This is a genomic window from Pseudomonas sp. B21-031, from assembly GCF_024748985.1.
Taxonomy (GTDB): domain Bacteria; phylum Pseudomonadota; class Gammaproteobacteria; order Pseudomonadales; family Pseudomonadaceae; genus Aquipseudomonas; species Aquipseudomonas kermanshahensis.
Window position 1 is genome coordinate 2,314,757 of the sequence record NZ_CP087181.1, and the last position, 11,573, is coordinate 2,326,329.

The window sequence follows — 11,573 nt, forward strand, 5'->3', positions numbered from 1 at the left end:
AAGAAGGGTCCAGTCATGAATGGCTTATCTGGGGCACGGAACTGTCAACGTTCCTTCTGCTCTGCTTGCGTGTGCACGTCTGTCCTCCCGCCTGTGGCCCGCATCGGCCTGCAGGTGACCCTATGAACATCGATCTCAAGCAACGTCTGGACAATGACCCAATGGGCCGCTTCCAGTGCCTGGCCATCGGCATTTGCATCGTGCTGAACATGATCGATGGCTTTGACGTGCTGGTGATGGCCTTCACGGCCGCCTCGGTGTCTGCCGAGTGGGGCCTGAGTGGGGCGCAGGTGGGGCTGCTGCTCAGCGCCGGCCTGTTCGGTATGGCGGCAGGGTCACTGTTCATTGCGCCGTGGGCCGACCGCGTTGGCCGGCGCCCATTGATTCTGTTCTGTCTGGCGCTTTCCGGTGTCGGCATGTTGCTCTCGGCGTTGAGCCAGAGCCCGTTGCAACTGGCGCTGCTGCGCGGGCTGACCGGCCTTGGCATCGGCGGCATCCTGGCCAGCAGCAATGTGATCGCCAGTGAATATGCCAGCAAACGCTGGCGTGGCCTGGCGGTGAGCCTGCAGTCCACGGGGTATGCCCTGGGCGCGACCTTGGGCGGCTTGTTGGCGGTATGGCTGCTGGGCCACTGGGGCTGGCGTTCGGTGTTCCTGTTCGGCGGCATCGTCACGGTGCTGGTGATCCCGCTGGTACTGCTGTGGCTGCCGGAGTCGCTGGACTTTTTGTTGGCACGCCGCCCGGGGAATGCCTTGGCGCGGGTCAATCTGTTGGCCGACAAACTCGGGCAACCGGCACTGTCCCAGCTGCCGCCGCCCGCGCAAAGCGTGCCCGGTGCCGCCACAGGGTTCAGGCAGTTGCTGACCCCCGCCATGCGCCGCACCACGCTGGTGATCTGGTTGCTGTTCTTCCTGGTGATGTTCGGCTTCTACTTTGTCATGAGCTGGACCCCGAAGCTGCTGGTCGCCGCTGGCTTGTCGGCGCAGCAGGGCATTACCGGCGGGGTGCTGCTGAGCGTTGGCGGCATCCTTGGTGCGGCGCTGATTGGCGGTCTGTCGTCACGCTGGAAACTGAGCCGCGTGTTGGCGATGTTCATGCTGGTCACGGCCGGGCTGCTGGTGCTGTTCGTGGCCAGCGGGTCATCGGTCACCGCCGCGCTGGCGCTGGGCTTGCTGATCGGGCTGTTCGCCAACGGTTGCGTGGCTGGGCTGTATGCGCTGTCACCGGTGGTCTATGACGCGTCGGTGCGCGCCACCGGGGTGGGCTGGGGCATCGGTATTGGCCGGATCGGCGCAATCCTGTCGCCGACCGTGGCCGGCGTACTGCTCGACGGCGGCTGGCAACCGCTGCACCTGTATGGGGTGTTTGCCAGTGTCTTCGTGCTTGCTGCTGGTTGCCTGCTGTTGCTCAAGTCAGCGTCGCGGGCGGGGCAGGCAGTGATGGCCGATGCCTAGGGTCGGGCTTTTGGTACCGGGCCTGGGCGTAGATTCCAGCAAAATTTTGCCAAGAATGGGTGTGGCTGGCAGGTGTACGCCGCAGCAATTTTGCCGGCATTGAGATCGAGCGCCGCCCGCGCGGCGCTTCGCAGCACAAGGCTGCTCCTACATTTGTTTCGGGCCAGTGAGTCCTGTGATATTTGCGCGCGACCGCCTTGTTGGTCCGCCTCGATATTGAGGTGGGCGCTAAGGGGCCGCGCGCCCATGGAACAGGAATGACTGGCCCGAAACAGATGTAGGAGCAGCCTTGTGCTGCGAAGCGCCGCGCGGGCGGCGCTCGATCTCATGGCCACCCAATGCGTCGTGGCGAGCACTGCGATAAGATTACCGCTCATGTCTCTGGAAACTGCCTGGATGAGCAAGCCCGGTCAATTGGTGCTGGTTACGCTTCGCAAGATGATCGCCTCCGGCGAGTTGGCGGCTGGCGAGCGTCTGATGGAAATCCCCACCGCCGAACTGTTCGGTGTCTCGCGGATGCCGGTGCGCATGGCATTTCGCACCCTCGAGCAGGAGGGCCTGCTGGTGCGTTTTGGCGGGCGTGGGTTTCAGGTGCGTTCCGTCAGCGCAGACGACATCGCCGGTGCGGTCGAGGTGCGTGGCGTGCTGGAAGGCCTGGCTGCGCGCCAAGCGGCAGAGCGTGGGCTGTCCGCTGAAGCGCGCGCGGCGCTGCAGCGCTGCCTGGTCGAAGGCGACCAGCTGTTCGACAAGGGTTTTGTCACCGAGGAAGACCTACAGGCCTACCATGACCTCAACATGCGCTTCCACCAGGTGATCATCGCAGCCAGCCACAACCCGGCGATTGCCGATGCCCTGGCGCGCAATGACCACCTGCCGTTCGCCTCGGTCACTGCGCTGGCCGTGGACCGCCACGACCTGGCGCGAGAGTACCGGCGCTTCAACTATGCACACATGCAGCACCATTCGGTGTTCGATGCCTTGGTCAGCGGGCAGGGCGCCCGCGCCGAGGCCATCATGCGCGAGCACGCCAATGCCACCTTGCGCTACGCCGAGACGTTCGGCGCGGCCACGGCCGATGCGCGCATGAAGGTCATCCTGCCCTCGTCCTGAAGCGCTTCAGATATCCAGCACCAGCAGCGGCGTTTTCGAGCGCGAGCAGCAGGGCGTGAACTGATCGTTCTGCGCCTGCTCCTGCTCCGTGAGGAACAGGTCGCGATGCTCCGGTGTGCCTGCCAGCACGCGCGTCAGGCAGGTGCCGCAAATGCCTTGCTCGCACGACATGGCGATCGCGATGCCGTGCTGTTCAAGCACCTGCACCACACTCTGGTCGGCGGGCACCTCGAAGACCTGGCCGGTGCTGTTCACCTGCACCGAGAAGCTGCCGTCGTTCTGCGTATCAATCGGCGCGGCGGCAAAGTATTCGCGGTGCAGGCAGGCCTCTTGCCAGCCCTGCGCCTTGGCGCTTTCCAGCACATGCTGCATGAACCCGCTTGGGCCGCACACATACAGGTGCGTATCGTCTTGCGGGTTGGCCAATACCTGGGCGATGTCCAGTGCAGTCTCGGGTTGCTCATCGAAATGCACGAACAGGCGGTCAGCGAAGGCAGCACCGCGCATGCGTTCGACGAAGGCTGCGCGTTCGCTGGAACGGGCGCAGTAATGCAGTTCGAAGTCCTCGCCACTGTGAGCAAGCTGCTCGGCCATGCAGAGGATTGGCGTAATGCCGATACCACCCGCGAACAACAGGCTGCGACGGGCGCCCTGGGCCAGGGGGAACAAGTTGCGCGGTGCGCTGATACGCAGACGGGCACCGTTGTGCACCTGCTCGTGCAGGCTGCGCGAGCCGCCACGTGAGGCAGGGTCCTTGAGTACGCCGATCAGGTAACGGTGGCGTTCTTCGGGGTGATTGCACAGTGAATACTGGCGGACTTGCCCATCCGGCAGGTGCACGTCAATGTGCGCGCCTGCGCTAAAGGGCGGTAGCGGGCTGCCATCGATTGCGGCCAGCTCGAAGCTGCAGATGTCCTGCGCTTCGTCGTTACGGGAAACCACTACGGCATCGATCATGTCCGTTCCTCGTCAGGCTGGGCTTGCGCTGGTCGCGATCAGTTGGGCTTGGGCCGTGCGTTCGTTGGCGATCATGCGCTCCAGTATCTTGCGCGACTGGACCCCGCCGGCATCGATGTTGAGCTTGAGCAGGTTGCGCTCGGGGTAGGCGAGCAGGTTCTGTTGCTGGCGTTCGAGCATTTCCAGGTCTTCGCTGAAAATCTTGCCCTGGCCCTCGCGGATGTTGGCGGTCAGCGTTTCGTCGTGCGCTGCAAAGTTGCGCGCCATGCCCCAGAAGTACCAGATCGAGGTGTCGGTCTCTGGGGTGATGAAGTCGACCACGATGCTCGAGGCTTTGTGCTGCGCATCGGCGTGATAACCCCCTTTGCCTGCGTGGGCCACGCCAACTTCGATCAGCACATGGCTGGGTGGGGTGAAGCGGCAGATCTGCCAGCGGTCCACCGGCACATCGTCAGCCAGCCCGTTGCCGCGCAGCGCCATGCGCCAGAACGGCGGTGCCATGATGTTTTCCATGTGCCGGGCAGTCACCACTTCGTCACCGGTGACGGTGGTCACGGGCGGGGCTTCGTCGATTTCCTTCTGACCAATGCTGGAGGCATGCACGTAGGTTTCGTGGGTCAGGTCCATGAGGTTGTCGATCATCAGCCGGTAGTCGCAGCCAATGTGGAACAGCCCGCCGCCGTAGGCCCACGCGTCATTCACCGCCCACTCCAGGTGTGGGATCAGGCTTGGGTCCGCTTGCGCCTGGTCGCCGGGCCAGACCCAGATGAAGCCGTAGCGCTCGACCACCGCGAAGGTTTTGTTGCAAGGGAAGCCCCTGACCCGCTGCCCTGGCATCTCGACGGTCTTGCCGTCGCAGCCCATCACCAGGCCATGGTAGCCACACACCAGGTTGCCGTTTTCGACATAGCCCAACGACAGTGGGGCGCCGCGGTGCGGGCAAAAATCTTCCACCGCAGCTACCCGGTTTTCGTGGCCCCTATAGAACACGATCCGCTCCCCGCAGACCTGACGGCCCAGCGGTTTCTCGGCGATTTCATCGGGGGTGCAGGCGACATACCACGTGTTTTTGGGGTACATGGAGGCTCTCCGGGGTAGCGATTGTTTTTATTTAATGGATCCATTAAATAAGAAGGATGGCGGCTGGGTCAAACGTAAGCGCACAATTACCTGTGTATTTTGGGCGATTATCGAACTTCCTCTCGCTGGTTTGTTGTTTTGTGGATCCATTAAGTGGGTAGCTGACGGTCTAACGGCCTGCTTGTGCTATTCCTTATGAGGCGCTCAGTCACCTCGTGCGAGGTGGTGCCACGAGGAACCCCCGCAATGCTGGTCGTCGAGCAACTGCACAAGTCATTCATCACACCCCAAGGCCCGCTGCCGGTACTGCAGGGCATCGACCTGCGCCTGGCGCGCGGCAGCAGCCTGGCGCTGATGGGGGAGTCGGGGAGTGGCAAGAGCACCCTGCTACATTTGATTGCTGGCCTGGACCGGGCCGACAGTGGGCGCATCCTGATTGATGACGAACCCCTCGATGGCCGTTCGGAGTCGGCACTGGCGCGGTGGCGCCGGGACGGCATTGGCCTGGTGTTTCAGCAGTACAACCTGATCAGCAGCCTGGACGTGGCGGCCAACCTTGCGTTTCAAGCCCGGCTTGCCAACCGGCATGACCCGCACTGGCTGGCGTACTTGGCAGAGCGCCTGGGGCTGGCTGCGTTATTGACGCGCTACCCGGAACAGCTATCTGGCGGCCAGCAACAGCGGGTCGCCATTGGCCGCGCCCTGGCCGGTCGCCCCGCCTGGGTGTTGGCAGACGAGCCGACCGGCAGCCTTGACGAAGCCAGCAGCGATGAGGTGTTAGGCCTGTTTTTGCAACTGGTCGCCGAGGCCGGCAGCAGCGTGCTGATGGTGACCCACAGCCAGCGCCTGGCGGCGCGGTTAGCGCACAGTTGCTACCTGCAGGCGGGCCGCGTGCGCGCCGAGCACGGCCTATGAGCCCATTGCCGCTGACCCTGCAGGCGCTGTTGAGCCATTGGCGGCGCCATCGCGTGCAGTGCCTTAGCATCTTTACCGGGTTGTGGCTGGCCACTGCGTTATGGACCGGCGTCCAGGCACTCAACAGCCAGGCGCGCAGCGACTACGCCCGCGCCAGTGCGGTACTGGCGGCACCGATGCAGGCGCAACTGGTGCCGCGTGACGGCGAACGCTTCGAGCAGGCGCTGTATGTGCAATTGCGCCAGTTGGGCTGGCCGGTTGCCCCGGTACTGGAGGGGCGGTTGCGGTTTTCTGGCGAGCAGCCGGTGACTGTCCGGCTGATTGGCGTCGAGCCGTTGAGCTTGCCAGTTTCCACCGCCGTGGCCGGTGTGCGGGTGGCCGATTTCGACCTGCAGGCCTTTATCGGCACGCCGGGGCAGGCCTGGGTAGGGCCGGACACCTTGCGCCAACTGGGCAAAACCGTTAGCGACGTGGCCGTCAGCAGCGAAGGGCAGCGGCTGCCACCCTTTGTGCTCAAGCCGGAGTTGGCGCCCGGGGTGATCGTGGTCGACATCGGCCATGCGCAGGCCTTGCTGCAGGCACCCGGACAGCTGTCGCGGCTTCTACTGATAGGGCCTTCGGCGCCCTTGCCCGCAGCCATCTCTGCGCGGCTCGAACTGCAAACACCGAGTGACGACGGTGGCCTGCAACGCCTGACCGAGAGCTTTCACCTGAACCTCACCGCCCTCGGCTTGTTGGCCTTCGTGGTCGGGCTGTTCATCGCCCACGCTGCCATTGGCCTGGCACTGGAGCAGCGCCGTGGCTTGATCAGAAGCCTGCGGGCCTGTGGCGTCAGTTTGCACTGCCTGTTGCTCGGCCTGGCGCTGGAGCTGGGCCTGTTCGCGGTGCTGGGCGGGCTGGCCGGGGTGGCGGGCGGCTATGGGCTGGCCGCGTTGCTGTTGCCAGACGTTGCCGCGAGTTTGCGTGGGCTGTATGGCGCCCAGGTCGCCAGCGTGTTGCACCTGCCAGCAGGATGGTGGTTGGCTGGGGTGTTGGTGAGTGTGATCGGGGCCTTGTTGGCGGGGCTGAGCAGTGTCTTGCAGGCGGCGCGCCTGCCCCTGTTGGCGCTGGCTCAACCCCAGGCCTGGCGCTTGGCGCAAGGCCGTTGGTTGCGGCGCCAGACGTGGGTGGCACTGCTGTTGCTGCTGGTGGCGCTTGGCTGTTGGCAACTGGGCCAGGGGCTGGCCAGCGCCTTCGTCTTGCTGGCGGCGTTGCTGCTGGCCTCGGCGTTGCTGTTGCCGCCCTTGCTCGACGGCGTACTGGCCTGGGCTGCGCGTGGGCGCCGGCGGCCTTTGTCGCAGTGGTTCGTCGCCGACAGCCGCCAGCAACTGCCCGGGTTGAGCCTGGCGCTGATGGCCTTGCTCCTGGCATTGGCCGCCAGTGTTGGCGTGGGCAGCATGACCGAGGGCTTTCGCAAGACCTTCATCGGCTGGCTCGATGCGCGGTTGTCCGCCGACCTTTACGTGACGCCTCGGGACACCGCGCAGGGCCTGCAGATCAGTGAGTGGCTCAAGCAGCAACCTGCGGCCACGGCGGTGCTGCCGGGCTGGCGTGTGGAAACGCACCTTAAGGGTTGGCCAGTGCAGGTGCAGGGGGTTATCGACCACCCGGCCTACGGCGACCGCTGGCCGCTTCTGGACCAGCACGCGCAGGCCTGGCAGCAGTTGGCGGCGGGCAAGGCGGTGATGCTCAGTGAACAATTGGCCCGCCGCCTGCAACTGGCGGTGGGCGACACTTTGATGCTGGCGACCGACGCTGCGCCGCCCATGATGGTTGCGGGGGTGTATGCCGACTACGGCAACCCCAAGGGCCATGTGCTGGTCAATGCCGACTGGCTGCGCAGGCATTGGCCGCAGGCGACGTTGACCGGCCTGAGCGTGGATGTCGCGCCCACGCACCTGGCGCCCCTCAAGGCTGCGTTGCAGCAGCGCTTTGCCCTGGACGACAGCCGGGTGGTCGAGCAATCGCGCCTCAAGCGCTGGTCGACCGAAGTGTTCAACCGCACCTTTGCCGCCACCGCCGCCCTCAACAGCCTGACACTGGGTGTCGCCGGCGTGGCCATGTTCATCAACCTGCTGACCCTGAGCCAAAGCCGCCTGGGCCAGCTGGCGCCGCTCTGGGCATTGGGTGTGCGGCGCACGCAACTGGTTTGGCTGACCCTGGGCCAGACGCTCATGTTGAGCAGCCTCACCGTGCTGCTGGCGATCCCTGTCGGTGTCGTGTTGGCCTGGTGCCTGGTGGCGGTGGTGAACGTGCAGGCGTTTGGTTGGCGATTGCCGCTGTATGTGTTTCCTGGGCAATTGGTGCAACTGGCAGTGCTGGGCATCCTCACCAGCCTGCTGGCCAGTGCCTGGCCGCTGTGGCAACTGGCGCGGCGCCAGCCCAGCGACCTGTTGAGGCAGTTTGCCGATGAACGTTAAAGCCTGTGTCGTGCTGTGCGCGCTGCTGAGCGGCTGCGACCAGCCTGCGCCAGCGCCGCAGAGTTTTGCCGGGTTGGGCGATCAGGCCAGTGGGTTCAGCCAGGTAACCCGCGATCACCCCCTGGTGTTCCCGCGCGATCATGGTGCTCATGAGGGGTTTCGCATCGAATGGTGGTATGTCACCGCCAACCTTGAAGACGCCCAAGGGCGGGACTGGGGCGCGCAGTGGACGCTGTTCCGTTCGGCCTTGCGCCCAGGGGCGGAAACGGCCGACTGGAACAGCCCTAACCTGTGGATGGGGCACGCGGCGCTGACCGGGCCGGGTGGGCATCGCGCTGGCGAGACCCTGGCGCGTGGCGGTGTCGGGCAGGCAGGCGTCGAAGTCCAGCCGTTCCGGGCCTGGATCAATGACTGGTCACTGCAAGGTGATGAGGGCATTGCGGGGTTGCACATGAAGGCTTCCGGCCAAGGCTTTGGTTACAACCTGAGCCTGCGCAGTGACAGGCCGCTGGTGCTGCACGGCAGCCAGGGGTACAGCGAAAAGTCGGGCAAGGGGCAAGCGTCGTATTACTACAGCCAGCCGTTCTACCGCGTCAGCGGCGAGGTGGAGCGCGATGGCCTATGCATTGCGGTCACCGGGCAGGCCTGGCTGGACCGGGAGTGGAGCAGCCAGCCGCTGGCGGCCGGGCAAACGGGCTGGGACTGGTTTTCACTGCACCTGGACAGCGGCGCGAAGCTGATGCTGTTCCAGGTGCGCGAGGCCAAGGGATTGCCGTATCGGGCGGGGACCTGGGCCAGTGCCCAGGGCGAGGTGGTAGCGCTGCGAGGCGATCAGATTCAGCTTCAGCCGTTGGCCTGGACACGGCAGGAAAACGGCAAGGAGGTGCCGACACGTTGGCGAGTGCGGGTGCTGGCGTACGGCGTGGATGTGCAGGTTGATGCCGTCGAGCCGCGTGCCTGGATGAACACCCGGTTTCCTTACTGGGAGGGGCCGGTGAGGTTGCAGGGGAGTGCGGGCGGGCGGGGGTATCTGGAGATGACGGGGTATTAGGGCGTATGCAGGGGTGTGGGGCTGCCAGGTGTATGGCGATGGGGGTGTGGCGCCCGCGAGATCGAGCGCCGCCCGCGCGGCGCTTCGCAGCACAAGGCTGCTCCCACATTTGTTTCGGGCCAGTCACGCCTGTGAAGGCGGCGCGCGACCGCCTTGTTTGTTCGACTCGATAGCGCGCCATGCACCTGTAGGAGCAGCCTTGTGCTGCGAAGCGCCGCGCGGGCGGCGCTCAATCCTTGATCAACCCCCGTAACGCCGCCTTGGCCTCAGGCGTACGCAGGCATTCGATAAACAACTGGCTCTCCCGCTCCACAGTGGCCTCCAGCTCCGCGCGCCCCCCATCCTTGAGCAGACGCTTGCTGATGCGCAGCGCTTCTTGCGGGTAACTCTGCAGCCGCCGCGCCAGTTGCCGGGCGGCCGCCAAGCACTGTTCGCCATCTTCATGCAGCTCACTGGCCAAGCCCCACGCTACCGCCTGCTCACCCTCAAGCAACGCGTTGCCCATCAGCAAGCGGGCGGCGCGGGCGTGCCCGAGCATGCGCGGCAGCAGCAGGCTGGAGCCGAACTCCGGGCATACCCCCAGTGGCGCAAACGGCATGCGAAGCTTGGCCGTGCGGCTGACCAGCACCTGGTCGCAATGCAGCAGCAGGGTGGCGCCGATGCCGATCGCCGCGCCACTGACCGCAGCGATCAGGGGTTTATCCAGGCCCATCACAATGCGCATCAGGCGGAACACCGGGCTGTCCCTGTCGCTGGGCGGGTTGTCGAGGAAGTCGCGCAGGTCGTTGCCGGCGCTGAAACAGTGGGCGCCGCCCGTGATCAGCACCGCATCAACGTGCGGGTCTTCGCCCGCCGCCAGCAGCAGGTCGCCAAACTGGCGGTACATGGCGATGTTCAGGGCATTGAGCTTGTCGGGGCGGTTGAAGGTCAGGGTCAGCAGGCCTTGGTCCAGGTCGCGTGTGATCAGGTCGTTCATGGCAGCCGCTTTTGTTGTTGTGGTCAGGCCCGGCAACAGGGGGCACACCGGGTATTGGCCGCTAGGGTTTATCATGGCACTCGGCTTGCTGTACAGTCGTTCAGCCCAGTCTACTGCCCGAGAATCGCTGATGAGCCAGGAAGCCCGCTACCACCGCATGCTGCCGGAATTGCGCAAAGCCAACCTGGTCGAGGCGACCTTGGTGTGCCTCAAACGCCATGGTTTTCAGGGGGCTTCGATCCGCAAGATTTCCGCCGAGGCGGGGGTTTCGGTGGGGTTGATCAGCCACCATTACGCGGGCAAGGACGAGCTGGTGGCAGAAGCCTACATGGCGGTCACCGGGCGGGTCATGGGCCTGCTGCGCGAAGCCATGGCCCAGGCCGCGCCAACGGCCCGCGAACGGCTGTCGGCGTTTTTCCGTGCCTCGTTTTGCGCCGAACTGCTCGACCCGCAACTGCTCGATGCCTGGCTGGCGTTCTGGGGCGCGGTCAAGACCGCCGATGCGATCAACCAGGTGCACGACCATTCCTACGGTGAGTACCGCAACGAGTTGAGCCGGCTGCTCGCCACGCTGGCGGTGGAAGAGGGCTGGCAGGGCTTTGACGCCGACCTGGCGGCGATCAGCCTGAGCGCCTTGCTCGATGGCCTGTGGCTGGAGTCGGGCCTCAACCCGGGCACCTTTACGCCGGCCCAGGGCGTGCAGATCTGCGAGGCCTGGGTGGATGGCTTGCAGGCCGGTGGTCGGCAACGCTTCAGCCTGCCCAAGGGCTGTTGATCGCCTGTTCAGTAACGAGTAGGCTGCTGTCGCGAGTGTGTAGAACAAACCAATAAAAAAAGAGACTTCACGCAATGACGCCTCGGGTATTGATCGTCGATGACGATCCGCTTATTCGTGACTTGCTGCAGGCCTATCTGTCACAGGAAGGCTATGACGTGCACTGCGCCGACACTGCAGAAAAGGCCGAGGCATTGCTCGGCAGCCAGGACGTCGACTTGGTGCTGCTGGACATTCGCCTGCCTGGCAAGGACGGCCTGACCCTGACCCGCGAGCTGCGGGTGCGCTCGGAAGTCGGCATCATCCTCATCACCGGGCGCAATGACGACATCGACCGCATCGTCGGCCTGGAGTGCGGCGCCGACGACTACATCATGAAACCGCTCAACCCCCGCGAGCTGGTGTCCCGCGCCAAGAACCTGATTCGCCGCGTGCGCCATGCCCGCGAGGTGCACCCGGCGCCCGCTTGTGCGCAGTCGCTCAAGCAATTTGCCGACTGGGCACTGGACACTGACCGTCGACGCCTGATCGACCCGCGTGGCGGGCAAACGCTGCTGACCCATGGCGAGTTCCAACTGCTCAGCGTCTTCCTGCGCAACAGCGGCCACACCCTGAGCCGCGACCAGTTGATGGACCAGATCCGCAACCGTGAGTGGGTGCCCAACGACCGCTCCATTGACGTGCTGGTCGGCCGCTTGCGCCGCAAGCTGCATGACGACCCAGCGGAGCCGCAACTGATCATCACCATTCATGGTACCGGCTACCTATTCACTGCCAGCGTGGCCGCGTGAGCACC

The 11,573-nt window shown here is 64.9% G+C and carries 10 protein-coding genes; 7 read left to right on the top strand and 3 right to left on the bottom strand.

From position 1 onward, the window contains the following. Positions 1–122 precede the first annotated feature (122 nt). Both LOY53_RS10325 and LOY53_RS10330 read left to right on the top strand, forming a co-directional pair. A complete protein-coding gene (locus LOY53_RS10325) occupies positions 123–1,454 on the top strand; it encodes an MFS transporter (RefSeq protein ID WP_252823624.1) in 1,332 nt (443 codons plus the stop codon). Positions 1,455–1,850: 396 nt separating this feature from the next. Beyond that, positions 1,851–2,564, top strand: coding sequence for a GntR family transcriptional regulator (locus LOY53_RS10330; RefSeq protein ID WP_027593685.1), 714 nt, complete (start codon positions 1,851–1,853; stop codon positions 2,562–2,564). A 6-nt stretch (positions 2,565–2,570) separates the two neighbouring features. Here LOY53_RS10330 and LOY53_RS10335 read toward each other — a convergent pair whose 3' ends face one another. Both LOY53_RS10335 and LOY53_RS10340 read right to left on the bottom strand, forming a co-directional pair. After that, positions 2,571–3,521: a PDR/VanB family oxidoreductase gene (locus tag LOY53_RS10335; RefSeq protein WP_258703967.1), complete on the bottom strand. Its 951-nt coding sequence runs from the start codon at positions 3,519–3,521 to the stop codon at positions 2,571–2,573. Positions 3,522–3,533: 12 nt separating this feature from the next. Next, entirely contained in the window at positions 3,534–4,601 is a 1,068-nt protein-coding gene (locus LOY53_RS10340) for an aromatic ring-hydroxylating dioxygenase subunit alpha (protein WP_252823627.1), read from the bottom strand. Positions 4,602–4,847: 246 nt separating this feature from the next. Here LOY53_RS10340 and LOY53_RS10345 point away from each other — a divergent pair, with 246 nt between their 5' ends. The 3 genes from LOY53_RS10345 to LOY53_RS10355 are packed head-to-tail and all read left to right on the top strand — an operon-like array spanning position 4,848 to position 9,026. Continuing rightward, the gene (locus tag LOY53_RS10345; protein ID WP_099428970.1) at positions 4,848–5,516 is read left to right on the top strand and encodes an ABC transporter ATP-binding protein; all 669 of its coding nucleotides are present in this window, start codon (positions 4,848–4,850) and stop codon (positions 5,514–5,516) included. Beyond that, positions 5,513–7,975, top strand: a complete 2,463-nt coding sequence (locus LOY53_RS10350; protein ID WP_258703968.1) for an FtsX-like permease family protein — start codon at positions 5,513–5,515, stop codon at positions 7,973–7,975. The genes LOY53_RS10345 and LOY53_RS10350 overlap by 4 nt, the downstream gene beginning before the upstream one ends. After that, positions 7,965–9,026 carry a lipocalin-like domain-containing protein gene (locus LOY53_RS10355; RefSeq protein ID WP_258703969.1) on the top strand — a complete coding sequence of 354 codons (1,062 nt, stop codon included), beginning with the start codon at positions 7,965–7,967 and terminating at the stop codon, positions 9,024–9,026. Before LOY53_RS10350 ends, LOY53_RS10355 begins: the two co-directional genes overlap by 11 nt. 229 nt (positions 9,027–9,255) lie before the next feature. Here the strand turns inward: LOY53_RS10355 and LOY53_RS10360 are convergent, their stop codons facing one another. Beyond that, complete coding sequence (locus tag LOY53_RS10360; RefSeq protein ID WP_258703970.1) at positions 9,256–10,002, bottom strand: enoyl-CoA hydratase; 747 nt, start codon at positions 10,000–10,002, stop codon at positions 9,256–9,258. Positions 10,003–10,132: 130 nt separating this feature from the next. Between LOY53_RS10360 and LOY53_RS10365 the strand changes: the two genes are divergently transcribed. Continuing rightward, positions 10,133–10,777: a TetR family transcriptional regulator C-terminal domain-containing protein gene (locus LOY53_RS10365; RefSeq protein ID WP_027593676.1), complete on the top strand. Its 645-nt coding sequence runs from the start codon at positions 10,133–10,135 to the stop codon at positions 10,775–10,777. 74 nt (positions 10,778–10,851) lie between these two features. Beyond that, positions 10,852–11,568: a response regulator gene (locus LOY53_RS10370; protein ID WP_099428974.1), complete on the top strand. Its 717-nt coding sequence runs from the start codon at positions 10,852–10,854 to the stop codon at positions 11,566–11,568. Positions 11,569–11,573: the final 5 nt, after the last annotated feature.

Coding starts and splice junctions, on each gene's coding strand:
- LOY53_RS10325 (WP_252823624.1), top strand. CDS start 123: ATGAACATCGATCTCAAGCAACGTCTGGACAATGACCCAATGGGCCGC.
- LOY53_RS10330 (WP_027593685.1), top strand. CDS start 1,851: ATGAGCAAGCCCGGTCAATTGGTGCTGGTTACGCTTCGCAAGATGATC.
- LOY53_RS10335 (WP_258703967.1), bottom strand. CDS start 3,521: ATGATCGATGCCGTAGTGGTTTCCCGTAACGACGAAGCGCAGGACATC.
- LOY53_RS10340 (WP_252823627.1), bottom strand. CDS start 4,601: ATGTACCCCAAAAACACGTGGTATGTCGCCTGCACCCCCGATGAAATC.
- LOY53_RS10345 (WP_099428970.1), top strand. CDS start 4,848: ATGCTGGTCGTCGAGCAACTGCACAAGTCATTCATCACACCCCAAGGC.
- LOY53_RS10350 (WP_258703968.1), top strand. CDS start 5,513: ATGAGCCCATTGCCGCTGACCCTGCAGGCGCTGTTGAGCCATTGGCGG.
- LOY53_RS10355 (WP_258703969.1), top strand. CDS start 7,965: ATGAACGTTAAAGCCTGTGTCGTGCTGTGCGCGCTGCTGAGCGGCTGC.
- LOY53_RS10360 (WP_258703970.1), bottom strand. CDS start 10,002: ATGAACGACCTGATCACACGCGACCTGGACCAAGGCCTGCTGACCCTG.
- LOY53_RS10365 (WP_027593676.1), top strand. CDS start 10,133: ATGAGCCAGGAAGCCCGCTACCACCGCATGCTGCCGGAATTGCGCAAA.
- LOY53_RS10370 (WP_099428974.1), top strand. CDS start 10,852: ATGACGCCTCGGGTATTGATCGTCGATGACGATCCGCTTATTCGTGAC.